This window comes from Olsenella sp. An188 (assembly GCF_002160255.1).
Classification (GTDB): Bacteria; Actinomycetota; Coriobacteriia; order Coriobacteriales; family Atopobiaceae; genus Thermophilibacter; species Thermophilibacter avistercoris.
The window spans coordinates 97,013-120,957 of the sequence record NZ_NFKF01000004.1; the positions used below are offsets into that span (position 1 = coordinate 97,013).

The 23,945-nt window shown below is 67.9% G+C and carries 26 protein-coding genes; 22 read left to right on the top strand and 4 right to left on the bottom strand.

What is annotated here, in order from left to right:
• Positions 1–28 precede the first annotated feature (28 nt).
• The 6 genes from B5F23_RS05840 to B5F23_RS05865 all read left to right on the top strand — a co-directional run bounded on the left by B5F23_RS05840 (position 29) and on the right by B5F23_RS05865 (position 7,231).
• Complete coding sequence (locus B5F23_RS05840; RefSeq protein WP_087352723.1) at positions 29–535, top strand: YbjN domain-containing protein; 507 nt, start codon at positions 29–31, stop codon at positions 533–535.
• Positions 536–666: 131 nt separating this feature from the next.
• Positions 667–2,826, top strand: coding sequence for a Tex family protein (locus B5F23_RS05845; protein WP_087352725.1), 2,160 nt, complete (start codon positions 667–669; stop codon positions 2,824–2,826).
• A 4-nt stretch (positions 2,827–2,830) separates the two neighbouring features.
• On the top strand, positions 2,831–3,472 hold the full coding sequence (locus B5F23_RS05850; protein ID WP_087352727.1) for a class I SAM-dependent methyltransferase: 642 nt from the start codon (positions 2,831–2,833) through the stop codon (positions 3,470–3,472).
• A gap of 117 nt (positions 3,473–3,589) precedes the next feature.
• The gene (locus B5F23_RS09960; protein WP_241145808.1) at positions 3,590–4,012 is read left to right on the top strand and encodes a helix-turn-helix domain-containing protein; all 423 of its coding nucleotides are present in this window, start codon (positions 3,590–3,592) and stop codon (positions 4,010–4,012) included.
• 38 nt (positions 4,013–4,050) lie between these two features.
• The gene (locus tag B5F23_RS05860; protein WP_087352729.1) at positions 4,051–4,779 is read left to right on the top strand and encodes a helix-turn-helix transcriptional regulator; all 729 of its coding nucleotides are present in this window, start codon (positions 4,051–4,053) and stop codon (positions 4,777–4,779) included.
• 136 nt (positions 4,780–4,915) lie between these two features.
• Positions 4,916–7,231, top strand: a complete 2,316-nt coding sequence (locus tag B5F23_RS05865) for a hypothetical protein (RefSeq protein WP_143786374.1) — start codon at positions 4,916–4,918, stop codon at positions 7,229–7,231.
• Here B5F23_RS05865 and B5F23_RS05870 read toward each other — a convergent pair.
• On the bottom strand, positions 7,228–7,899 hold the full coding sequence (locus B5F23_RS05870; RefSeq protein WP_158096130.1) for a YoaK family protein: 672 nt from the start codon (positions 7,897–7,899) through the stop codon (positions 7,228–7,230). The two genes, B5F23_RS05865 and B5F23_RS05870, sit on opposite strands and share 4 nt — an antisense overlap.
• Before the next feature lie 79 nt (positions 7,900–7,978).
• On the opposite strand from B5F23_RS05870, the gene B5F23_RS05875 reads away from it, so the two are divergent.
• Both B5F23_RS05875 and guaA read left to right on the top strand, forming a co-directional pair.
• Entirely contained in the window at positions 7,979–8,662 is a 684-nt protein-coding gene (locus B5F23_RS05875) for a class I SAM-dependent methyltransferase (protein ID WP_087352735.1), read from the top strand.
• 36 nt (positions 8,663–8,698) lie between these two features.
• On the top strand, positions 8,699–9,685 hold the full coding sequence (gene guaA, locus B5F23_RS05880) for a glutamine-hydrolyzing GMP synthase (protein ID WP_087352737.1): 987 nt from the start codon (positions 8,699–8,701) through the stop codon (positions 9,683–9,685).
• 501 nt (positions 9,686–10,186) lie between these two features.
• Here guaA and bsh read toward each other — a convergent pair.
• Complete coding sequence (gene bsh / locus B5F23_RS05885; RefSeq protein ID WP_087352739.1) at positions 10,187–11,152, bottom strand: choloylglycine hydrolase; 966 nt, start codon at positions 11,150–11,152, stop codon at positions 10,187–10,189.
• A gap of 200 nt (positions 11,153–11,352) precedes the next feature.
• Here bsh and B5F23_RS05890 point away from each other — a divergent pair, with 200 nt between their 5' ends.
• Complete coding sequence (locus tag B5F23_RS05890) at positions 11,353–11,565, top strand: hypothetical protein (RefSeq protein ID WP_087352740.1); 213 nt, start codon at positions 11,353–11,355, stop codon at positions 11,563–11,565.
• 61 nt (positions 11,566–11,626) lie between these two features.
• Positions 11,627–12,529 (top strand): DUF5131 family protein, encoded by a 903-nt coding sequence (locus B5F23_RS05895; RefSeq protein WP_087352743.1) that lies wholly within the window; start codon positions 11,627–11,629, stop codon positions 12,527–12,529.
• A 36-nt stretch (positions 12,530–12,565) separates the two neighbouring features.
• Here B5F23_RS05895 and B5F23_RS05900 read toward each other — a convergent pair whose 3' ends face one another.
• Positions 12,566–13,474 carry an ROK family protein gene (locus B5F23_RS05900; RefSeq protein ID WP_087352745.1) on the bottom strand — a complete coding sequence of 303 codons (909 nt, stop codon included), beginning with the start codon at positions 13,472–13,474 and terminating at the stop codon, positions 12,566–12,568.
• 26 nt (positions 13,475–13,500) lie between these two features.
• Positions 13,501–14,271 carry a GntR family transcriptional regulator gene (locus B5F23_RS05905; RefSeq protein WP_087352747.1) on the bottom strand — a complete coding sequence of 257 codons (771 nt, stop codon included), beginning with the start codon at positions 14,269–14,271 and terminating at the stop codon, positions 13,501–13,503.
• 308 nt (positions 14,272–14,579) lie between these two features.
• Here B5F23_RS05905 and B5F23_RS05910 point away from each other — a divergent pair, with 308 nt between their 5' ends.
• The 12 genes from B5F23_RS05910 to B5F23_RS05960 all read left to right on the top strand — a co-directional run bounded on the left by B5F23_RS05910 (position 14,580) and on the right by B5F23_RS05960 (position 23,944).
• A complete protein-coding gene (locus tag B5F23_RS05910; RefSeq protein WP_087352749.1) occupies positions 14,580–15,980 on the top strand; it encodes a glycoside hydrolase family 1 protein in 1,401 nt (466 codons plus the stop codon).
• 132 nt (positions 15,981–16,112) lie between these two features.
• Positions 16,113–17,495 carry a PTS sugar transporter subunit IIC gene (locus B5F23_RS05915; protein WP_087352751.1) on the top strand — a complete coding sequence of 461 codons (1,383 nt, stop codon included), beginning with the start codon at positions 16,113–16,115 and terminating at the stop codon, positions 17,493–17,495.
• A gap of 146 nt (positions 17,496–17,641) precedes the next feature.
• The gene (locus B5F23_RS05920) at positions 17,642–17,941 is read left to right on the top strand and encodes a PTS sugar transporter subunit IIB (RefSeq protein WP_087352753.1); all 300 of its coding nucleotides are present in this window, start codon (positions 17,642–17,644) and stop codon (positions 17,939–17,941) included.
• Between the two features lie 34 nt (positions 17,942–17,975).
• Positions 17,976–18,311, top strand: a complete 336-nt coding sequence (locus B5F23_RS05925; RefSeq protein WP_075279760.1) for a PTS lactose/cellobiose transporter subunit IIA — start codon at positions 17,976–17,978, stop codon at positions 18,309–18,311.
• Between the two features lie 125 nt (positions 18,312–18,436).
• Positions 18,437–19,819, top strand: coding sequence for a 6-phospho-beta-glucosidase (locus B5F23_RS05930; protein WP_087352755.1), 1,383 nt, complete (start codon positions 18,437–18,439; stop codon positions 19,817–19,819).
• Between the two features lie 109 nt (positions 19,820–19,928).
• The gene (locus tag B5F23_RS05935; RefSeq protein ID WP_087352757.1) at positions 19,929–20,414 is read left to right on the top strand and encodes a hypothetical protein; all 486 of its coding nucleotides are present in this window, start codon (positions 19,929–19,931) and stop codon (positions 20,412–20,414) included.
• A 54-nt stretch (positions 20,415–20,468) separates the two neighbouring features.
• The gene (locus B5F23_RS05940; protein WP_087352759.1) at positions 20,469–20,681 is read left to right on the top strand and encodes a hypothetical protein; all 213 of its coding nucleotides are present in this window, start codon (positions 20,469–20,471) and stop codon (positions 20,679–20,681) included.
• Between the two features lie 101 nt (positions 20,682–20,782).
• Entirely contained in the window at positions 20,783–20,917 is a 135-nt protein-coding gene (locus B5F23_RS10035; protein ID WP_275083204.1) for a hypothetical protein, read from the top strand.
• 59 nt (positions 20,918–20,976) lie between these two features.
• Positions 20,977–21,726, top strand: coding sequence for a methionine ABC transporter ATP-binding protein (locus B5F23_RS05945; protein WP_087352761.1), 750 nt, complete (start codon positions 20,977–20,979; stop codon positions 21,724–21,726).
• On the top strand, positions 21,719–22,402 hold the full coding sequence (locus B5F23_RS05950; protein WP_087352764.1) for a methionine ABC transporter permease: 684 nt from the start codon (positions 21,719–21,721) through the stop codon (positions 22,400–22,402). The genes B5F23_RS05945 and B5F23_RS05950 overlap by 8 nt, the downstream gene beginning before the upstream one ends.
• A gap of 78 nt (positions 22,403–22,480) precedes the next feature.
• Positions 22,481–23,320: a MetQ/NlpA family ABC transporter substrate-binding protein gene (locus tag B5F23_RS05955; RefSeq protein WP_087352766.1), complete on the top strand. Its 840-nt coding sequence runs from the start codon at positions 22,481–22,483 to the stop codon at positions 23,318–23,320.
• Between the two features lie 225 nt (positions 23,321–23,545).
• Positions 23,546–23,944, top strand: coding sequence for a DUF3592 domain-containing protein (locus tag B5F23_RS05960; RefSeq protein ID WP_087352768.1), 399 nt, complete (start codon positions 23,546–23,548; stop codon positions 23,942–23,944).
• Position 23,945: the final 1 nt, after the last annotated feature.

Consider the following 23,945-nt stretch of genomic DNA (forward strand, 5'->3'; position numbering starts at 1 on the left):
GGCACGGACCTGGAGAAAGGAATCTGCCATGGCAAGCACGGAGTCACTGAGAAAAGAGTTCGAGCAGTACATGGACTCCCACGGCGTGAAGTACTCGACCGTCAACAGCGGGGACAACATCGACCTCCTCTCGTTTGACCGCGACGGGGAGAGCACGCGCGTCTTTGTGGACTTTGACGAGGAGGGCGAGGCGAGCACCGTTCACTTCTGCGTGCAGAACTTTGCCAAGGTGAAGTCCGAGGAGCTCCTGGCCAAGGCCCTGCTCGTGGTGAACGGCCTCAACATGCGCTTCCGCTGGCTCAAGTTCTACGTCAACACCGAGACCCTCAACATCACGGCCGACTGCGACGCCAAGGTCTTCCCCGGCTCCGTGGGCGAGGAGTGCACCGAGATCTGCTTCCGCGCCGCGAGCATCATCGACGACGCCTTTGACGACCTCGGCGAGATCATCGAGAAGGACGACGATGATGCGCCCAGTAGGGAAGAGCTGCTTGCCATGCTCAAGAAGATGATGGCCCAGCTCGCCGACGAGTAGCACCCTCTCCCGGCGCCGCGCTCCGGCGCCGGGAGAGCCTTTCGCGCGCGAGACCCCCTGCCCGCCCCTTTGCCCCGCGAGGTCCATACGGCTATCCTTATCCACTCATGCACCCAACCGAGGGAGCCTACATGGACATCATCGCCACGCTCGCGGAGGAGCTTGGGCTCAAGCCCGCCGCGGTCCAGGCCGCCGTCGACCTCATCGACGAGGGGAACACCATCCCCTTCATCGCGCGCTACCGCAAGGAGGCGACGGGCGGCATGGACGACGTCGCCCTGCGCGCGCTCGACGAGCGCCTTGCCTACCTGCGCAACCTGGAGCAGCGCAAGGAGGACGTCATCGTTCTCATCAACGCCCAGGGCAAGCTCACGCCCGAGCTCGAGGCGGAGATTCGCGCGGCCACCCAGCTCCAGCGCGTCGAGGACCTCTACAAGCCCTACCGCAAGAAGCGCATGACCCGCGCCCAGAAGGCCCGCGAGGCGGGGCTGGAGCCGCTCGCCAACATGATCATCATGCAGGTCACGCCCAAGAAGGGCGGCCCGCTCGAGGCGGCTGCGCCCTTTGTGACGCCCGAGGCCGCCGAGGCCGGGTTCGACACGCCGGAGAAAGCGCTCGCCGGGGCGGCCGACATCGTGGCCGAGACGGTGGCGGAGGACGCCGAGAACGTGGCCGACCTGCGAGCCTTCACCGAGGGCACGGCCGACATCGTCTCTGTTGCGGTGGACGCGGGCGAGAAGACCCCCTACGAGCCCTACTACGACTTCGCCGAGCCGGCGCGCAAGATCCCCAACCACCGCGTCCTGGCCATCGATCGCGGCGAGCGGGAGGAGAAGCTCCGCGTGCGCGTGCGGGTGGACGTGGAGGCGGCCGTGACGCGGCTCGGGAGCCGCTGGCCGCGCCGCCAGGGACCCTTCGCCCCGATCCTCGACGCTGCCGTCGCCGACGGCTACAAGCGCCTCATGGCACCCTCGCTCGAGCGCGAGCTGCGCGCCCGCCTCACCGTCCGTGCGCAGATGGACGCCATCAAGGTCTTTGCCAAGAACCTCGAGGGCCTGCTCTCCGCCCGCCCGGTGCGCGGCGCCCGCATCATCTCGCTCGACCCGGGCTATCGCACGGGCTGCAAGGTCGCGGTGCTCGACGAGACGGGCAAGCTCCTCGACCACGGTGTGGTCTACCCCACCAAGCCGCGCCACGACGTCGCGGGCACCAAGCGCGAGCTCGCGCGCCTCGTGAGCCGCTACGGCATCAACACCATCGTCATCGGCAACGGCACGGCGAGCCGTGAGACCGAGGAGGTCGTCTCCGAGTTCATCGCCGAGCAGGCGCCCGAGCTTCGCTACACCATCGTCAACGAGGCTGGCGCCTCGGTCTACTCCGCCTCCGAGCTCGCGAGCCAGGAGTATCCCGACCTCGACGTGACCACGCGCGGGGCCATGAGCCTGGGGCGGCGCCTCCAGGACCCGCTCGCGGAGCTCGTCAAGATCCCGCCGCAGTCCATCGGCGTCGGGCAGTACCAGCACGACCTCGACCAGGCCGAGCTCGCCCGCGCGCTCGGCAACGTGGTCGAGGACGTGGTCAACCGCGTGGGCGTGGACGCCAACACCGCGAGCGCGAGCCTGCTCGGCTACGTCTCCGGCATCACGCCCGCCGTGGCGCGCAACATCGTGGCCTACCGCGAGGAGAACGGCGCGTTCACCGACCGCGGCCAGCTCAAGAAGGTGCCCAAGCTCGGCCCCAAGGCCTTTGAGCAGTGCGCGGGCTTCCTGCGCATCACGGGAGGGGACAACCCGCTCGACGCCACGAGTGTCCACCCGGAGAGCTACGCGGTCGCCACCGCCGTCCTCGAGCGCGCCGGGGTGGGCGAGAAGGACCTCGCGCAGGGCGGCGTTCCCGACATCGCGCAGCGCGTGGGCAACCTCGCCGCGCTCGCCGACGAGCTGGGCTGCGGCTTCCTGACGCTGTTCGACATCGTCCACGAGCTCGAGAAGCCCGGGCGCGACCCGCGTGACGACGCGCCCGAGGTGGTCTTCAGCCGCGCGGCGCTCTCGATCGAGGACCTCCAGCCCGGCATGGAGCTCACGGGCACTGTGCGCAACGTGGTGGACTTCGGCGCCTTCGTGGACGTGGGCGTCCACCAGGACGGGCTCGTCCACATCTCCAAGATGGCGCGGCGCTTCGTCAAGCACCCGAGCGACGTGGTGGCCGTGGGCGATACGGTTAAGGTCTGGGTGGAGAAGGTCGACCGCGACCGCGGCAAGATCTCGCTCACCATGGTCGAGGGGAAGTAGGGGAGTGCCGGGCCTCGTTCCTACAACCGAGGCGGAGCTGCTCGCTGCGGACGAGGAGCGCGACGTGGCCATCTGCGGGCGCTCGCTCGCGCTCGACCGGCCCACGCGCTTCTCGGCGCAGAGGGCGCACGACACCACGCCGACGCCGTACTTCGTGCTCGAGGAGCTTCTCGGCGGGCTCGATCTCACCGAGTCCGATCACCTGCTCGACGTCGGCTGCGGTCAGGGCCGCGTGCTTGCGTATGCCGCCCGGTGTCTGCCGTGCCGCGCCACGGGCGTGGAGCTCGACCCTGAGCTCGCGTCCGTGGCGTCGGCGTGGGCTGCGCGCCACGAGCGCGTCTCGGTGGTCTGCGGGAGCGTGCTCGACCTGTCGCTTGCGCCCTACACGCACTTCTACCTGTTCAACCCGTTTGACACGCCGGTGCTCGAGGCGTTTCTCGCCAAGGTGGAGCGGGAGGCGCGCGGTCCGGTGACGCTCGTGCACATGTCGGACAACGGGGAGAGCTACTCCTACCTCGGTCGCGCCGGCTGGAGCGTGCTGCGCGAGGGGTCGTTTCAGGACTTTCGTCCCGCACCGGGCGTTTGCGTTCCCGTCTACGAGTGGCCGCAGCACTTCTCGGTGCGTCGGTTTGAGCCGGTGCGCTAGGGGCGGCGCTCGCAGGCGTTGCCCGTCCGGTCGGCGAACTGTTCGCCCGCGCGAATAGAAATCACCCCCCCTCGTGCATAGTGTGGGGCAGCACTTTCTCTCGGGGTGGGAGCCGCTATGGAGTACATGACGGTGAGGGATGCCGCGCGGCGCTGGGGCGTGACGGAGCGCCTGGTGCAACGCCTGTGCGCCGATGGCCGCATAAACGGTGCCGAGAAGTTCGCCGGCTCGTGGCGCATCCCGGAGGGCGCGCCCAAGCCCGTTGACCCGCGCCGCACGCCCGCACCCTCGCGCCCAAGGCGCCTTTCCAGCGACCACACCAACCTCATGCCTCTCATGAGCTCGGCCTTCGAGCCGGGACATGCCCGCGAGTTCGTGGAATCGCTCGATGCGGGACCACGTGCAGACATCGCGCGCTCCGAGCTCGCCTACTTTACCGGCTGCGCGAGCGAGGCGGTTGAGCTGGCGGGGCGGCACCTTGCGAGCGAGGAGCTGGGCATCCGGCTTTCCGCTTGTCTCATCTGCGCCTACGCCACCTGACGCTCGGTCGGATCGAGCGCGCCCGCAGCGCGCTCGAGATGGCGAGAGGAGCGCTTGCGCAGGCGTCTCTCGCGGATCCGCGCCTGCGCGCGGCGGAGGGCTTCGTCGCCCAGACGGCGAGCGTCCTGCTGCACCTGCCCGCACCTGCCAACGCGCCCGACGCGGGCGAGGTGATGCCGCTTCTGCCGCCGGGGCTGCGCGCCTTCGCGCTTTACGTGAGGGCGCATGCCGCCTACCTCTCGGGGGACTACGCCCACAGTCTCGGCATCGCCGAGACCGCGCTTCTCGCCATGGAAGCGGTCTATCCCATCCCGTCCATCTACCTGCACCTCGTTGCCGTCATGGACCTCGTGTCCCTGCGCCGTGCCGACGAGGCGCGCAGGCACCTGCTCGCAGCGTGGGAGCTGGCCCGTCCCGACGACCTCATCGAGGGGTTTGCCGAGCACCACGGGCTTCTCGGCGGCATGCTCGAGGCGGTGATCAAGCCCGCGTGGCCCGAGGACTTCCGGCGCATCATCGACATCACGTATCGCTTCTCCGCGGGATGGCGGCGCGTGCACAACCCTGTCACCGGCGACGACGTGGCCGACAATCTCACCACCACGGAGTTTGCCGCCTCGATGCTCGCTTCCCGCGGGTGGACCAACGCCGAGATTGCCCAGCACATGGGGGTCTCTCCCCACACGGTCAAGAGCTGCATCTCCTCCGCACTGCGCAAGCTTGGCGTCTCCAGCCGCCAGGAACTCCGCCGCTTCATGCTCGCGTGAGGTGCGGCGGGGTGCCTGTCCCGCGCGCCACCACCCGTTTTGGAGCGCTAACGGGTGATGCGCCGTCTTTCGCCCTCGCCGAGAATGGACCTAGGCGAATACGTGCCCCGAAGGCTTGGGGCTGGCGAGAAGGGCGGTGGGCGTGATGACGATGGCCAGGAGGATCTGCTCGTTTGTGGCGTGCGCGCTCGCCGCGATGGCGATCTGCGTGGGGCTGCTGCCCGCCGAGGCGCGGGCGGCGGGGAACGCCCCCGGGAGGCTTGTCATCGGCAACGTCACCGTTGACACCTCGCAGGGCGGCTACTGGACGACGGACAGCACAACTGGCGAGCTGACCGAATCAAGCGCAGGCGAAAGCTGGAACGTCCACTATGATGCGGGAAGCAACATCCTGACCCTGAACGGTGCGACCATCTCAGGTAGCGGAAGCGAGAATCCGTCAACCAACTATAGCAACGCTGCCATTTATGCGGACAGAAATGGACAGCCCGTTTCGCTGGCAATCGTTTTGGAGGGGGCAAACACCGTAAGCGCTTCCGTGGGCGTTTTTGTTTGGTCCGAGACAGGCGCAGCCAGCCTTGCCATCACGGGTCCGGGCAGCCTGAATGCCAGCTGTTTTCAGTGCGGAATCCTCGTTCAGAGCAACGGCAACAACGCTGCCCTGACCATCCGGGACGCCGATGTGGAGGCAGCGGTGACCAGCGCTGCCGGCGATGGGATCATGGTGCAGACGGGCATCAATTCGGACGCCTCTCTGACTGTGGATGGAGGCAGCCTGACTGCGGCTGGAAACGGCGACAGTGGCACGGGGGTTCGCTTTCAGTTTGGCAGCGGCGTTTCTGGCTCTGGAACGCCCGGTCTGACCGTCAACGGCAATACTGTCGTGCGAGCCAACGGTGGGATTGCGTCCAATTCCAGCCCTGTGACGCCCAACGGCACGGGCATCGTCTTTAACAACGGCACAGGCACCGTGTACGGCAACGTGACCTTGCAGGACAACCTGGAGGTTGGCAAGGACGAGAGCCTGACGATCCCGGGCGGCGCGAGCTTGACGATTCCGAACGGTCTCACGCTGACCAATCGGGGCACCGTGACCATTGAGGGCGGCGCCCTGACCAACGACGGTGTCATAGAAAACCACGGCACGCTGCCGAACAGCATCGGTGGAAACGGTACGGTCAGTCATATCCCGGAGTATACGTTCAGCTATCCGCAAACGCGGACGCTTGCGGAGGACCATGGTTCCGGCTTTTACACGGCAAAGGGAACCCTGTCCCTTGGTAGCAACCCGGTTCTGACCGGAGGAGGACGCGTTGTTGTGTACGGCACAAACAAGGCCGACTTCAACACCCTCACCCTGTCGAAAGACGACGATCCGACAAAGACCATCCCAGTTGGGATTTCTGCACAGCAGCAAGGATCTGGTGATGGGGTCTATCTGAAGAACCCAGAAGAGACGAGGGTCTTCGCTGTCCTGGGCGCTGATGAGGCTGCCGACTTCAGCGTGCTGTGCGAAATTCACAACATGGGGAAGGTTCCCAGCGGGCAGTATAGCGGCACGATCTGCCTCTACGTCGGCTATACCACGGACGGGACCGTCAAGGCGGGTGATGCGGCGAACGACGTTGATCTGAGCCAGCTGGATCGTTATGAGGTCGAGGTGAACCTGTCCGTTGGACATGTCCACAGCCCCGCTGCCGCGTGGTTGAGCGATGCGGGCGGACACTGGCACGCCTGCTCGGGATGCGCCGACAAGCTGGATTATGAGACCCATGCGCCCAAGACCGTCAACGCGAAGGCGGCGACATGCACCGAGGACGGGTATACCGGCGACACGGTGTGCTCCGTCTGCGGGTACAAGATCTCGCGGGGCGAGTCCGTCCCCGCCCTCGGCCACGACTGGGGCGAGTGGACCGTCTCCGAGCCCGCCACCTGCACGGATGACGGCATGGAGGAGCGCTCCTGCGCAACCTGCGGCGTGACCGAGGAGCGCACGCTGCCCGCCCTCGGCCACGACTGGGGCAAGCCCGAGTGGAGCTGGTCTGAGGACGGGGCCAAGTTCGTTGCCACGTTCGCCTGCGCCCATGACGCGGCGCACGCCCGGGAGCTGACCGCGGAGCCCACGTCCTCCGTCAGGGCGGAGCCCGCCTGCACCGAGGCTGGTGTCAGGGTCTACACGGCTACGGTCGAGCTCGACGGCGCAAAGTACACCGCGACCTCCGAGCAGGCCATTCCCGCCCTCGGCCACGACTTCCAGGACGGCGTGTGCACGCGCTGCGGCGAGAAGGACCCGGACTACGTTGCCCCCGCGGAGACGGATGAGCCGCAGAACCCCGAACCCGAGAGCGACGAGCTGCCCAACGCGGGCGACGCGTCCCTCCCGGCCCTGGCCGCCGCGGTCGCGGGCTCGCTGCTCTGCCTCGTTGCCGCGCCGCGCCTGCGCCGCCGCTAGCCCTCGGCGGGGACGAAGCGCACCGAGAGCAGGAAGAGCGCGCTTATCGCCAGGCAGGCGGGTTGGCCGACGAGGTCGATGAGGACCTTGCACAGCACCGCGCCGAGGCAGAAGAAGGTCACGAGCGCGGCGTAGCGGGCGGAGCGGTGCAGCTCGTGGCGGTCGCCGCGGAACACGCCCTCGTAGAGTGTCTCCCCGAGCGAGCGCAGGTTGCCGGTGCAGAACACGCTCGAGTAGGCCGAGCGCGTTCCGAAGAGGCGGAAGTTCTCGTAGGAGAGCGCCGCGCAGAACGATATGAAGCTGTTCACGAGGAGGTCGGGCGCGGCGGGCGGCAGCAGCGCCACGACGGCGAACGCCGCGGCCTCAAAGACCGCGACCCAGCGCATCATGGGGTAGCGGTTGTTGCCGTGCACGCTGGCGAGGATGTGCTTGGAGAGCACGATGCCAACGACGAACGCGATGATGGGCACGAGGTAGTGGCCCACGCCGGGCAGGTTGCCCGCGGCGAGGTTGATTCCAAGGAGGGCGACGTTGCCGGTCTGCCCGGTCGCGAAGACGTGGTCGTGCAGGAGGTAGGAGTACGCGTCCATGAAGCCTCCCGCGCAGATGACGGTGAGGCCGAGCCTCACGGGCACCTTGGTCCTTCTCGCCGACGACGCCTGCTCCATCTTGCCCTCCCGCTCGACTCCGCACCGACCGCGTGCCATCCTAGAACAAACGAGGCCCCGGGGCGAGCGGAGGAACAGGATGTCCGGAGAGGCGCAGAGGGTCGCGCGGGAGGCCGGTCTGGAGCTGCGCGAGGGCGCGGCGGGGCTGGCGCTCGCCGGCGACGGCATGGAGCTCACGTGCGACCTCGCGCGCCTGCTGCCGAGGCTCCGCCCGGACCGGCTCGGGCGCGAGCTGCTCGTCCGCGCGGCGCGCGTCCGGGGCGTCGCGGCGCCCACTGCCGTGGACGCGACGGCGGGCCTCGGCGAGGACTCGCTGCTGCTGGCGGCTGCCGGCTTCACGGTCACGATGTACGAGAAGGACCCGGTCATAGCGGCGCTCCTGCAAGACGCGCTCGACCGAGCGGCAAACGAGCCGCAGCTCAGCGCCATCGTCGAGCGCATGACGCTCGTGGAGGGAGACAGCGTGGCCGCCCTGCGCGCGATGGGCGCCGCCCCAGACGTGGTGTTTCTCGACCCGATGTTTCCCGAGCGCACCAAGAGCGCCGCGGTCAAGAAGAAGTTCCAGCTGCTGCACCGCCTCGAGCGTCCCTGCGAGGACGAGCGCGAGCTCCTGGACGCGGCGCTGACCGCGGGTCCGCGCAAGGTTGTGATCAAGCGGCCGCCCAAGGGGCCGTGCCTCGCGGGCGTCAGGCCCAGCCACGCGGTTGCGGGAAAGGCCGTCCGCTACGACGTGATCGTCCCGCCGAGAACCGCGTCCGAGTAAAATCAGGTTACTGAAGCCTCGACCAAAGGAGCAGGCATGGCACTCCCCAACAAGCGTCCGGATGACATGGCGCGCATCACCACCCCCGAGCTGGCGCAGGCCTTCATCGAGGAGCAGGTCGCAGCCGTGCGCGAGCAGGTCGGCGAGAAGAACGTCCTTCTCGCCCTGTCCGGCGGCGTCGACTCATCCGTGGTGGCCGCGCTGCTGATCAAGGCGATCGGCAAGCAGCTCATCTGCGTGCACGTGAACCACGGCCTCATGCGCAAGGGAGAGTCGGAGCAGGTCGTCGACGTCTTCAGGAACCAGATGGACGCCAACCTCGTCTACGTGGACGCCGCCGACCGCTTCCTCGACCTGCTGGCCGGCGTGGCCGAGCCCGAGCGCAAGCGCAAGATCATCGGCGCGGAGTTCATCCGCGTCTTTGAGGAGGAGGCGCGCAAGGTGGCCGGCGAGGTGGACTTCCTCGCGCAGGGCACCATCTACCCCGACATCGTGGAGTCCGACGGCGTGAAGGCCCACCACAACGTGGGCGGCCTGCCCGACGACCTGCAGTTCGAGCTCGTGGAGCCCGTCCGCCTGCTCTACAAGGACGAGGTTCGCGTGGTGGGCCGCGCGCTCGGGCTGCCCGAGTCCATGGTCGAGCGCCAGCCGTTCCCCGGCCCCGGCCTGGGCGTGCGCTGCCTCGGCGCCATCACGCGCGACCGCCTGGAGGCGCTGCGCGAGGCCGACGCCATCCTGCGCGAGGAGTTTGCCGCGACGGGGCTGGCCGGCAAGGTGTGGCAGTACTTCGTCGTGGTGCCCGACATGCGCGCCACTGGCGTGCGCGACGGTAAGCGCGCCTACGACTGGCTGGCCATCATCCGCGCCGTCAACACCGTCGACGCCATGACCGCCACGGTCCCCGAGCTCGACTGGGCGCTGCTCAAGAAGATCACCGACCGCATCCTCGCCGAGGTCCCGGGCATCTGCCGCGTGGCGTACGACCTCACGCCCAAGCCCGTGGGCACGATAGAGATGGAGTAGGCCTTATCGCCTGATTTTCTCCATTTTTGGCTTTTTACGGCCCTATTTTCGCCAGTTTTGGCGGGAGTAAGGCCGTAGAACAAAATGCGTTGCTATCGAAACGGCCGCCTGCGTAGGTGATATGCCCCTCATTTCCTGGACTTCTATTTCTCTGCCCAAGAAGGGGGATTGCCCTAGGTCAGACCGACACTCCTTGCCGACACTTATGAGCGCCGGCAAGGAGTGTCGGCAAAAATGGGGCCTCGAGCGAAGGAGTGTCGGCATCTTCTTGGTGTTTGTCGAGAAGTGCCGGCTTCGTCTGCCCTCCCAGCCGACACTTATAAGTGTCGGCTCCGCCGCCCCACCGCCCCGCCGCCCCATCACCCCGCTTGGGACCCGGCCGCCAAGACCCGGGCCGCGCGGACGGGTGAGGGTGCAGGGGCTGTGCGCGTCATGAGCGCTCCCCTCGCCCGGGCGCGAGGCCCGGGGCTTGGAGGATGGGTTGTAAAACGGTGCTGGCGACTAGGCGGCGGGCGTTGCGACGAGCGGCGCGGTGCCGGAGAGGTCGCAGGCAGAGAGCGGGTAGGCGCGGATGGTGGGATCGTCGTAGGTCGCGTGGTAGTAGGTCAGCGTGCTGGCCGAGAAGCAGCTGGTGTAGAGGGTCTTCTCGTAGGCGCCGTCGCCCATCCTGGCCACGCCGTCGGGCACGGCGGCCGCGCCGAGCGTGCGGAAGAGGCGGGTCACGTTGTTCTTCTCACCGTCCTGGACGGGGTAGCGCGCGTTCACGAACGCCGCGCGCACGAAGCGGGCCGGGCCGCCGTAGTCGCCGGGCAGGCCCTGGACGCCGCCGCCCGAGCCAAACGGCTTGAGGTCGGCGCGGTCCCAGGTGGCCGGCGCGGGCAGGCCGTCGGAGAGCGTGAGGTAGTTGCGCAGGTTCTGGCGGTGCCAGCCAAAGTCGGGCTCGTTGGTGAGCGTGTCGACGTCATCCTCCCAGACGCGCAGGCCGTCGGCCATGCACTCGACCACCAGGCTGTCGGTGGCGTCGCCGACGAGCCAGTGGAGGTTGGCCACCGGCAGGTGCTCGTTCACGGGCTTGGCAACCACGGTCACGCTCGGCAGCGCCTTGCGCAGCTCGTCGAGCGTGGAGAAGTTCCGCGCGACCCAGTAGGGGAACTCGTAGGCGGCGACGTTGGTGGTGCCGTCCACGGCGTCGGGGGCGTAGTGGGCGCTCTGCGGGAAGTTGAGGCCCGCGACCGCCAGGCCGGCGTCGTTGCCGCAGTCAAAGTAGAGCGGTATGCCCGCCACGACGATGCCCATGCCCATCACGGCGTGGCCGCGCACGGGGTCCCGGGGGCGCTCAAAGGCCGCGGGGACCTCTGCCGCCGGGGGCGTTACGACCACCTGCTCCCCGTAGCCCTGGGTCCAGTCCAGGTTCCGTCCAAAGTACATGGCGCCGTTCTTGTCGGTGAAGCGGATGCCCGTGCACATTGGGCCGCTCCCTTCTCGTCGGCGGCGGGGCCGCTGGCGCTCGTGGGGAAGACGAAGTCCTTGTTCCCAAAAAAGGGGAGAAAAAATCGGTAAATGGCAAATTTGCTAGGCAAACGGTGGGATAAACCATCGTAAACAGGCATCTAAGATGGAGCAGGGAGACATGTCGTCCGTATAATCTGCGTAGGAAAGGGGGCGCGATGGGCTTCTCGATAGACGGGGCGGCCCACGAGTTCGCCGCGCGGGCGGGCCTGGAGCTGCGTCGCCGCGACGACGAGGCCGGGCTGCTCGGCGCCGCGCTCGCCGCGCGCCCGCGCAAGGTCGTGGTGAAGCGCCTGCCCAAGGGCCCGTGGCTCGTGGGCGTCAGGCCGAGCTATCAGGTTCGGGGCAAGGCCATCCGCCGCGTTGTGTAGCGGCCGGCGGAGGGCCCTCGTGCTACCCTAGGAACGTGCGTTCCTGTAGGGGGTGCGAGGCGTGCACGACATCTGGAACCCGTGGCACGGGTGCCGCAAGGCGAGCGAGGGCTGCGCCAACTGCTACATGTTCACGATGGACCGCTGGCGCGGGCTGGACGGGTCCGTCGTGCGGCGCAACAAGGCGGCCTTTCGCTACCCGCTGTCCCGCTCGCGCGACGGCTCGTTCAAGGTGCGTCCCGGCGAGCTCATCCGCGTGTGCATGACCTCGGACTTCTTCGTGGGGGAGGCGGATCCTTGGCGCGACGAGGCCTGGGACGTCATGCGCCAGCGTCCCGACGTGCGCTTCTGGTTGCTCACCAAGCGCCCGGAGCGCTTTGCCGCGTGCCTCCCGGACGACTGGGGCGAGGGTTGGGACAACGTCATGCTCAACGTCACCTGCGAGAACCAGCGTCGTGCCGACGAGCGAATCGCGATCCTGCTTGCCACGCCGGCGCGCCACAAGGGCATCATGTGCGCCCCGCTCATCGGGCGGGCGGACATAGAGACGTACCTGGAACTCGGCGAGCGCGGCGGGGACGGCGTACGCGGGTGCGGCATCGAGCAGGTCATCTGCGGCGGCGAGAACTACGAGGGCGCCCGCCCGTGCGACTTCGACTGGGTGCGTCTGCTCGCGGCACAGTGCCGCGAGCACGACGTGACGTTCGCGTTCACCGAGACGGGCACGGTCTTTGTGAAGGACGGGCGGACCTATCGCCTGCGCGACCACCGGCTCCAGTCCGAGCAGGCGTTCAAGTCCGGCGTGAGCATTGCCGGCCGGCCAATCGAGTGGCGCCTGCACGACGCGCTCGGCCTGCCGATTCCCGCCGAGGAGCTCTACCAGCCTCGCTTTCGCGAGCGCTGCGAGACGTGCGGGCAGCGTCTCATCTGCAACGGCTGCTCCGACTGCGGTCGCTGCGCGTGAGCCAAAAGGGGACAGACCCCTTTTGGCTCACGCGCGTCAGCGAGACCGCTCCATGGCGAGGAAGTGCTCGTAGGCGCCGATGAGGTTGGCATCGTTGAAGAAGCGGCACGCCACGATGTCCGTCTCGGGGAAGGCGTTGTCGAACGAGGCGTTGAAGCGCCGGTGCGCGTCTCTCACGCCTTCCACGAAGAGCGGGTTCTGGCTGATGCCGCCGCCGAGGCAGACACGCTCGGGGTCGAGCCAGCACTGGATGTTGTGAATCTGCAGGGCAATCTCGTCGCACACCCGACGGAACACGCCGGCGACGACCTCGTCCCCGCCTTCGAGCCAGCCGAAGAGCTGCCGTCCGTCGCAGCCGTCGATTCCCTTTGCCCGGGCAACGCGCTCGCATAGGGATTTGGTCGAGCAGGCGGACGACCAGAGACGGTCGTTTGCAATGGGGTCGCAGACCCTCTCGGGCCAGGAGGTGAGGACCTTCGAGGCCTCCCCCGCAAAGAGGTGCGCTCCCCGCAGGACCTTGCCGCCGGCGACGACTCCGCCACCGATGCCCGTCCCGAACGCGAGCACCACGCCGCAGTCGACGCCCTGCAGATTGCCACGGGTGAGCTCGGCGATCGCCGAGCAGCGCGCGTCGTTCTCGACTTCGATCGTGAGGCCAAAGCGCCTCTCCCACTCCGTCACGTCGACGCCGTAGTTGTAGAGCAGTGCGCCGCCCGTCCGGATGTACTTCCGGCGCGCGTCGATCTCTCCCGGCATGGAGAGGGCCAGGCCCTCGACGTCACCCATGCGGGCGAGGATGCCCTCGATGGCCTCGAGGAACGGCTCGGGGTCGTGACTCTCCCCGTCGGGGGTGGGCACCTCCCCCTTGCCCTCGAGGCCCGGTCCGCACATGGTGCAGTACTTGATCGCGGAGCCGCCTACGTCGAGAACTGCCAGCTTCTTCATGTCCTTCTCCTGTCCCTGCCTGCTGCCTATATGACGTTCACGTCGCGCAGCTCGGAGCGCATGCCGTTGCTGCGTGCGACGGAGAACTCGAAGGGCGTTCCGTCGTCGAGGAAGCCGACCTGGGAGATCTCGAGCAGGGGGGTGCCCGCGTCGAGCCGCAGGCGCCCGGCCTCCTCCTCGGTCGCGCCCACGGCGCGGATGATGCGGTGGAAGCTCGAGATCTTGAGCCCGAGCGTGTCCTGGACGAACGAGTAGACGGAGTGGTAGAGCTGATCGCGCTTGAGGCCGGGCGTTACGTCGATCGGCATGTAGGTGTACTCAATCGTAATTAGGTCGTTCTCAAGGCAGCGCACCCGGCAGAAGTAGTAGGTGAAGTCGTCGGGGGAGATGCTCAGGTGCCGCGCGACGCTCTCGGGCGGGTTCGTGACCGAGAAGTCGTAGACCACCGAGCTCACGCTCCTCCCGCGCGCGCTGTGCGAGGCGGTGAAGCCAATCGGCTGGTCGGACCTGGTGAACCCGAACGTGTCCTTCCGCGTGCCGTCCTCGCCCACGAGCAGCGGGTCGACGCCCCCCGTGTCGAAGAGCTCCGTGGTGTTCTTCACGTAGGTGCCCGACCCGCGCTTGCTCGCGATGAGGCCCTTCTCGGTGAGGATCTCGAAGGCGCGCTTGACGGTGATCTTGCTCACGCCGTAGCGGTCGCAGAGGTCCACGACCGTCGGTAGCTTGTCGTTGGGCACGAGGTCGCCGTCCTCGATGCGGCTCTGGATGTCCTGGGCAATCGTCTCGTACTTGAGCATGGCGGCCTCCCTCGTGCTTCCCGCGGTCCTCGACGCGCTCCGCGAACGGTCTTGTTTCGCCCGCGAGCGGTTTGATTTTGCGGCCAGGCAAGAGGGCGCGGGTTCGTGCGCGTTGCGCCCCGTCGGGCTGGTCGGCTGCAAAACCCCAGTTCATCGACGTGGTTTTCGTCTGACGTAATCCATTATCTTCCTTTGTCCCCGTCTTTGTCGGCAATAAATCCGCTACATAGAGAAAATAAGAGCGCTACAATTCAACTAACAAAGCGCGACAAAGAGCCGCGCAGGACGAGCGAGGAAACGGAGGCGTCATGGCAGAACTGACCCTGCCCGAGGACTTCTTCTTCGGGGCGGCGATGTCCGGCCCGCAGACGGAGGGTGGCTGGAACGTGGGCGGCAAGCTCGAGAACGTGTGGGACACCTGGTCCAACGAGGACATCGGGGCGTTCCACAACCGCGTGGGCTCCTACGTGGGCAACGACTTCATGCACCGCTACAAGGAGGACCTCGCCATCCTCAGGGGGCTCGGGCTCGACGGCTTCCGCACGTCGATCCAGTGGAGCCGCCTGCTCGACCAGGACGGCAACGTCAACCCCGAGGGCGCGGCGTGGTACCACGAGCTCTTCCGCGCGGCGCGCGAGGCGGGGCTCGAGCCCTTCGTGACCCTCTACCACTTCGACCTCCCCACCTACCTCTTCCGCCGCGGCGGCTGGGAGAGCCGCGAGACCTGCGAGGCGTACGCGAACTACGTCGAGAGGGCGCTCCGCGAGTTCGGCGGGGAGGTCCGGTACTGGTTCACGTTCAACGAGCCGGGCGTCGAGCCCGAGAACCGCTACTGGCACGGCGGCTGGTACCCGCAGCACCACAGCTTCCGCGAGGCCGTGGCGGCGCAGTACAACATCTCGGTCGCGCACGCGCTCGGCGTCGCCCGCTACCGCGCGGCGCGCGAGGAGGGCGCGCTCCGCCCGGACGCGCGCATCGGCATCGTGTGCAACTTCAGCCCCTCCTACACCAGGGAGGACCCGAGCGAGGCCGACCTCGAGGCGCTGCGCATGAACGACGGCCTCACCACGCGCTGGTGGCTCGACCTCGCGACCAGGGGCAGCCTGCCCGCGGACGTGCTCGAGACCCTCGAGCGCCTCGGGGCGCCCGTCCCGGCGCGCCCCGGCGACGAGGAGGTCCTGCGCTCGGGCGTCGTGGACTGGCTCGGCTGCAACTACTACCAGCCCTGCCGCGTGCAGGCGCCGACCCGCGACCGCGACGAGTGGGGCAGCCCGCTGTTCGCCGAGCCCTACGTCTGGCCCGGGCGCGTCATGAACGAGTCCCGCGGCTGGGAGATCTACCCCAAGGGCATCTACGACTTCGGCATGAAGTGCCGCGACGAGTACCCCGACCTCGAGTGGTTCGTGTCCGAGAACGGCATCGGCATCGAGGGCGAGTACAGGAACCGCGACGAGGGCGGCCAGATCCAGGACGACTACCGCGTCGACTTCGTGCGCGACCACCTCGCCTGGATCGCCCGCGCGATCGACGACGGCGCCAAGTGCCGCGGCTACCACTACTGGGGCCTCATCGACAACTGGTCCTGGGCGAACGCCTTCAAGAACCGCTACGGCTTCGTCGAGGTCGACCTCATGGAGAACTACGACCGCAGGCCCAAGAGGTCCGCGGCGTGGCTCAGGGAGGTCGTCGCGACACACGTGGTGAAGTAGGTCCTCGGGCCGGGCCGGGGGGGAACGGTCCCGGGCTCCCTCCCCCCGGTCCGGCCACCGGATACGCGTCCCCCGGAGAGGGGCGCGATGGCACGGCTAGTGTTCCCGACAGTTCAGTTAGGAGTGAAAGACATGGCCAACGGACAAAGCTTCCTCGACAGGTTCGCGGAAGTCTCCGCCAAGGTCGGCAACCAGGTGCACCTGAGAAGCCTTCGCGACGGCTTCGCCACCATCATGCCGATCTTCATCCTCGCCGGCATCGCGGCGCTGCTCAACAACGTCGTCTTCACGTTCCTGTGGAGCGCGGACCCGGGCAGCCCCGGGCTCTTCCCGAACGCCGACGTGCTCGCCACGGCCCAGTACTGGGGCAACTCGCTCACGCAGGGCGCGCTCTCCATCTCGGCCGTCCTGCTGTGCGCCATGGTGGGCTACAGCTTCGCGAGCAACAAGCGCTTCGACAACCCCGTCTCGTGCGTGGTGGTGGCGCTCGCGGTCTTCTTCATCATGATGCCGCAGGCGGTCGCCGCCGACCTCTCCGCCTCGTCGCCGCTCTACGTGGCCGAGGAGGTGACCACCGCCCAGGTCTCGGGCGCGTTCGTCACGGACTACACGGGCACCAACGGCATGTTCACCGCCATCATCATCGGCCTGTTCGCGCCCACGCTCTTCATCAAGGTCTCGGGCGTCGAGGGGCTGCGCATCAAGATGCCCGAGGGCGTGCCGCCCGCGGTCGAGAAGTCCTTCAACGTCCTGATCCCGATGCTGCTCACCCTGGGCGCCTTCGGCGTGCTCTCGATGGCTCTCTACGCGGGCTTCCAGACCGACGTCACCGCCCTCATCAACACCTTCATCCAGACCCCGCTGCGGGCCCTCACCACCAACCCGGTCGGCCTCGTGGTGATCTACTCGCTCGGCGTGTTCCTGTTCACCCTCGGCATCCACCAGTCCACCATCAACGGCGTGCTCGTCGAGCCCGTCCTCACGGTCGTGCTCGTCGAGGCCATGGACCTCTACTCCGCCGGCGGCATGGACGCCGTCCTGGCCCGCCCGGACGTCTGGCTGAACATGAACGTCATCAACGTCTACGCCCTCATGGGCGGCTCCGGCTGCACCCTCGCCCTGCTCATCGCGACGTTCGTCTGGGGCAGGTGGCGCCCCTCCCGCGAGGTGGCCAAGCTCGGCATCCTGCCCGCCATCTTCAACATCAACGAGCCGGTCATCTACGGCTACCCGATCGTGTTCAACATCCCGCTCATGGTCCCGTTCGTGCTCAACACCGTCATCGGCATCCTCGTCGGCTACTTCGCCACGGTCGTCGGCCTCGTCAGCCCCACCTGCATCCAGGTGCCCTGGACCACCCCGATCGTCGCCTCGGGCGTCCTGTCCACGGGCGGCGACATCCGCGCCGGCGTTCTCCAGATCGTGCTGCTGGCGATCTTCACGCTGGTCTACCTGCCCTTCATGAAGGCGTCGGAGACCGCGCAGCGCAAGCAGTTCGAGATAGCCCAGGAGTAGCCGCGTAGCTCGCCCCACCTGGGGCCGCAGGCGAGCAAAATCTCCCCGCGCCTGCGGCCCGCCCTGCCTCAGACTGTACGTAACCGCACGTAACGCGCCCGAAAGGGCCGCGGGGGCGCGAGCCCCGCAACGAAAGGAGCGTCACCATGAAGATCATGCTCTGCTGCAACGCCGGAATGTCCACGAGCCTGCTCGTCCAGAAGATGCAGAAGGAGGCCGCGGCTCGCGGCATGGACGTGGCCATCGAGGCCCGTCCCATGAACGAGGCCATGGACCACATCGGCGAGGCCGACGTCATCCTCCTCGGGCCCCAGATCGGCTACGCCAAGGGCGACTTCGAGAAGGCCGTCGACGGCCGCATCCCCGTCGCCGTCATCCCGATGGTCGACTACGGCCGCATGAACGCCCCGAAGATCCTCGACGACGTGGCCGCCCTTCTCGGCTAGCCGCGAGCACCCGACCGCAGAGAGGAGAGGTCTGATGGACGAAGAGATGGAGATGATCTGCTTCCAGATCATCAGCTGCGTGGGCACCGCAAAGTCCTGCTACGTCAACTCCATCGCCAAGGCCGAGGAGGGTGACTTCGAGGCCGCCGAGGAGCTCATCAAGCAGGGTGACGAGGCATACGCCGCCGGGCATGACGTTCACATGCAGCTTCTGACCTCCGAGGCCAACGGCGAGCGCAAGGGCACCCCGCTGCTGCTCCTGCACGCCGAGGACCAGATGGCGAGCGCCGAGACCTGCAAGCTCATGGCGCAGAACTTCGCCAAGGTCTACCGCGAGCTCCTCGAGCTCAGGGGCGTGGCGAGCGCGTAGCGCGAGGCCGCGCCGGCGCCTGGGAGCCGGGCACAACCGCATGTTCATCGCACGTTGAAGGGCGCTGCCGGAGACGGTGGCGCCCTTCTGAGAAAGGGAGCGTTTCCGACAGAAGGGAGCCATACATGGCCGAGAAGAACGAGAGCACGCAGGGCCGTCGCCCGATCAAGATCGTCACCATAGGCGGTGGCTCGAGCTACACCCCCGAGCTCGTCGAGGGCTTCATCAAGCGCTACGACTCCTGCCCGGTGCGCGAGCTGTGGCTCGTAGACGTGGAGGAGGGGCGCGAGAAGCTCGAGATCGTGGGCCGGCTCGCCCAGCGCATGGTCGAGGCGGCCGGCCTCCCCATGGAGGTCCACCTCACGCTCGACCGCCGCGAGGCGCTCGCGGGCGCGGACTTCGTCACCACGCAGTTCCGCGTGGGGCAGCTCGACGCGCGCATCAAGGACGAGCGCATCGCACTCAAGCACGGCCTCATCGGGCAGGAGACCAACGGCGCGGCGGGCATGTTCAAGGCCCTACGCACCATCCCGGTGATCTTCGACATCATCCGTGACATGGAGGAGCTCTGCCCCGACGCCTGGCTCGTCAACTTCACCAACCCGGTGGGCATCGTGACCGAGGCGGTGCTGCGCTATACCAGCTGGAAGAAGATCATCGGCCTGTGCAACTGCCCGATCTCCATGCGCTTTGGCATCGCCAAGTGGATGGGCGTGGACCCGGACCGCGTGCGCATGGAGCTCTCCGGCCTCAACCACCACTTCTTCGTGACCGACGTCTTCATCGACGGGAGGAGCCGCTTCGACGAGGTGCTCGAGCGCTACTGCGAGCTGCCCGTAGAGGAGCTCGGCACCATGAAGAACATCATGGCCATCCCCTGGTCCAAGCGTCTCATCCGCGGCCTGCGCGCCATCCCGGTGAGCTACCTCAACTACTACTTCTCCACGCGCGAGGAGCTCGAGCAGCTCGAGAGGGACTATCGGGCCCACGGCGTGCGCGCGGAGGTGGTAAAGCAGGTCGAGGCCGAGCTCTTCGAGCTCTACAAGGATGCCGGGCTGCACGTCAAGCCCAGGCAGCTCGAGGAGCGCGGCGGCGCGTACTACTCCGACGCAGCGTGCTCGGTGATCGACTCCATCGTGAACGACCGCGGCGACGTCCAGTACGTCGACGTCCAGAACAGGGGCGCCGTCACGAGCCTGCCCTACGAGAGCGCCGTGGAGTGCGCCTGCGTCATCACCGGTGACGGCCCCAAGCCCATCGTGGTGGGGGAGCTCCCTCCCGCCATCAGCGGCACCATCCAGATGACCAAGAGCTTCGAGCGCATGGTTGCCGAGGCCGCCGTGACCGGAAACGGGGACGTTGCCGTGGCGGCGCTCGTGGCCAACAAGCTCTGCGACTCCGACGCCGTGGCCAACGAGGTCTTCGACGAGCTCTGCGAGGCGCACAAGGACTACCTCCCGCAGTTCTACAACGCCGACGGCACGCCGAGGGAGGCCGCGCGCGTTTAGATGGCGTGCGTCTCGTGGGTATAATTGCTCACGTTGAGGGCGCGTCGGCCGTCGGCCGACGTCACGTCTGTGATAGGCACGGTTTGGCGTGGGCCGGGAGAAGAGGGTCATGAGAAAGTCGACGTTCATCGGAAACCTTGTCGCGTGGGTCGTCGTGGCGGCGGTCTGCGTTGCGTTTCTCGCCTGGTACCACATGAGCGACATGGACGTTGTCGCCGCGGCCATCGGCGACTCCGCGCTCGTCCAGCTGGGCGTGGTCGCGGCCTCGCCGGTCCTGCTCTTTGCGATGGGCGTCCTGATCGGCCTGACGCTCGTGTGGTTCAAGAAGATCACGCTCGGCCGCGGCTTCAAGGTGCTGTGGCGCGTGGTGGGGATCGCGGGCCTGGCGCTCATCGCCATGTCTGCCGCCCCGATGCTCTCGCCCGAGATGGAGAGCGCCTTCATGTGGGCCTCCGTGATCGTGGTCTACGTGTCCATCGCCGCGCCCATCCTCATCATGATGTTCGGCCTCGCCTACGCGCTCGGCTGTGCGGGTACGGACGCCAGCAAGCGGGGGCCGTTCGCCAAGTACCTCCCTGACGACCACTTCGAGTAGGGCGCGCGTGCCCTAGACTGGTGGTACCTGCCAATCCCGTGGGGGGAGGCTGCCATGAGCAAGCGGTCCTTCGTCGTCAACCTCGTCGTGTGGTCGGCGGTGCTCGTCGCGTGCGGGGCCTTCATCGCGCTCAACGTGGACTCGGCGCTCTCGCACGTGAGCGGGGGCCTCGGCGTGGTGTACGCGCTCGGCCTTGCCGGCGTGTCCGGGCCGGAGCGGCGCTCGCCCGCGGACGACGGTGACGCCGGGCCGGTTCTCCCCGCGTGACGCCGGGCCGCGCGCGGTGACGGGCCTCCGCGCGCGGGGCTTTCATTGCGGGAAGGTTACGGCGCTTGCGCGCCTCGCGCGGCGTTGGTAGTCTAGCCCGCATGCTTTGCGCAGCCGGACATAACGCGATGATGACCCAGATGATGGTCATGGGGATGCCCAAGCCCGGGCACTCCATCCTCGCGTGCGGCGCGCGTGTGCGGCTCGTGCGGGTGGAGACCGGGCGCCTCCAGTAGGGCCGGCTCCGGCGGGAGACGGCCCGTCCCTGTCACCCCCGTGAGCGGAGCCACCTCCCATGATCCAGATAAGAAACCTCTGCAAGACCTACGGCGGCGCCGTCGACGCGCCGCATGCCCTCGACGACGTCTCGCTCGACGTCGCCGACGGGGACATCCTGGGCGTCATCGGCATGAGCGGCGCCGGCAAGTCCACGCTCGTGCGCTGCCTCAACCTGCTCGAGCGCCCCACCTCCGGCCGGATCGTCGTGGACGGCCAGGACGTCACCTCGCTCGCCGGCGCGGAGCTGCGCAGCTACCGCCGCCGCGTGGCGATGGTCTTCCAGAACTTCGGGCTTCTCGCCCAGAAGACGGTGCTCGCCAACGTGTGCTTCCCGTACCTCGCGGCCACGGGGCGCGTGACCGACCAGAACCGCGCCCGCGCGCTCGAGCTGCTCGAGATGGTGGGCCTGGCCGAGCGCGCCGACTCCTACCCGAGCCAGCTCTCCGGAGGCCAGCAGCAGCGCGTGGCCATCGCCCGCGCGCTGGCGTGCGAGCCGGACTACATCCTGTGCGACGAGGCCACCTCGGCGCTCGACCCGGCGAGCACCAACACCGTGCTCAAGCTGCTGCGCCAGATCAACCGTGACACCGGCGTGACGATCATCGTGATCACGCACTCCATGGGCGTGGTCGAGAAGATCTGTCGGCACGTGGCGGTGCTCGAGGCCGGGCGCGTGGTGGAGCGGGGGAGCGTGGCGGACGTCTTTGCCGCGCCGAGGTCGCAGGCCGCCAAGGTGCTGCTGGAGAGGGTTGATTGGGATGCCTAGCCTTGTTTCCGAGTTCGTGGCCGAGTACGGGGCGCTTCTCGCCGAGGGGACGCTCTCGACCATCGTGATGACGCTCGTCCCCACGGCCATCTCGTACGTGATCGGCCTCGCGCTCGGCGTGGTGCTCTACCTCACGGCGCCCGGCTCGCTGCGGCCCCTGCCGGTGCTCAACGCCGCGCTCGGCTGGGTGGTCAACGTCCTGCGCTCGTTCCCGTTCATCGTGCTCATGGTGTTCATCATCCCGCTCACGCGGCAGATCATGGGCACCGGGTCGGGCCTCGCCGGTATCATCCCCCCGCTCGTGCTGGCCACGGCGCCCTTCATCGCGCGCATGGTCGAGCAGTCGCTGGCCGAGGTGCCGCGCGCGACCGTGGAGGCCGTGGAGGCGTGCGGCGCGAGCGTGCCGAGGATCGTGCTCTCGGCGCTCCTGCCCGAGGCGCTGCCGTCGATCGTGCGCGGCGCGGCCGTGGTGCTCATCGCCGTGCTGGGCTACACGGCCATGGCGGGCGCCATCGGGGCGGGCGGCCTGGGCGACATCGCCGTGCGCTACGGCTACTACCGGCGCGTGGACGAGGTCATGTGGGTGGCCGTCGTGGTGCTCGTCGTGATTGTGCAGGCCATCCAGAGCGCCTGCGACCTCGCGGCCCGCAGGGTGGACCACCGCATGCGCGGTTAGGCGCCCTTCTCGCCCTTGCCTCAACCTCTGTCGAGAAGAACCTCGATATATCAAAACTCAAAGTAAAGGAGTCTCACCATGTCTTGCGTTTCTCGCCGCTCCCTCCTGTCCGCCGCCGCGCTGCTCGCCACGGGCGCGCTCGCCGCGTGCTCCGGCTCGGGCGACGCCGGGTCCTCCGAGGGTGGCTCCACCCTGCGCGTGGGCGCCTCGCCGAGCCCGCACGCCGAGATCCTGAGCGACTTTGCCGCGCCGCGCCTGGCCGAGCGGGGCATCACGCTCGAGGTGCGCGAGTACACCGACTACCTGCTGCCCAACCAGGACGTCACGGCAGGAGAGCTGGACGCCAACTACTTCCAGCACATCAACTACCTCAACAACTACAACGAGGAGAACGGCACGGACCTCGTGAGCGCCGGCAAGGTCCACTTCGAGCCGATGGGCGTCTTCGCGGGCCGCTCGAGCGACCTCGCCAGCGTGCCCGAGGGCACGACGATCTCCGTGCCCAACGACGCCACCAACGAGGGCCGTGCGCTGCTCCTGCTGCAGGAGGCGGGCGTGATCGCGCTGTCTGAGGACGCCGGCCTCACCGCCACGGCAAACGACATCGCGGACAACCCGCACGGCGTGAGGATCCTGGAGCAGGAGGCGGCGATGCTGCCGTCCACCCTGGCCGACGTGGACTTCTCCGTGATCAACGGCAACTACGCCATCGACGCGGGGCTCACGCTGGCCGACGCGGTCGCCGCCGAGAGCGCGGAGTCCGACGTCATCGCCAACGAGTACGCCAACGTGATCGCCACGACGCCCGAGCTCTCGGACGACGAGCGCGTGCGGGCCCTCGTCGAGGTGCTCCAGACCGACGACTTCAAGGCCTACCTCGACGAGACCTTCGGCGACGCCGTCCAGGCCGCGTTCTAGCTCTGGGGAAGCCTGCGGCGAGAAGGACCTGCGGCCTGCGGGTTCTTCTCGCCGCAGGCTGACGCGGCCCGGGCCGTATGCCGCTGCGTCCGTTCAGGCCCGACGGGCGCGGTCTGCCCGTTCTCGTGAGCCCCCTCCTGGTGCTAAGCTCCCATGAGAGCAAGCGATTCCGCGGCGCCCGGCGCGGCCCGTGGCGTCCCGGTCCAGAGAGCGTGGGAGCCCGACATGTCTGACGGCATCATGATCGTCCTCATCTTCGCGCTGATCGCGCTTCTCGGCGGCGGCACGACCGCGCTCGTCCTCCTGATCGCCAAGAAGACCCGGGAGCGCAAGGAGCGCGCCTACACCGCCGAGACGGTCGGTACCGTCGTGCGCGTGCGTCCCGGAAGCGTCGATCGCCCCGCGGTCGTGTACGTGCGCTACGAGGTCGACGGCATCTCCTACGAGTGCCACGAGACCGTGAAGCTCGCGAGCGAGCTCGTCAAGCTCGGACCCATCCCCATCGGCCAGCGCAAGCGCGGCAAGATCGCCTCGCGCGTGGGCAGCCAGGTGCGCGTAGCGTACCTGCCCGAGGACCCGTCGCGGGCGATTCTGGCGGACAACTCGGGCCTGGTGAACGTGTAGG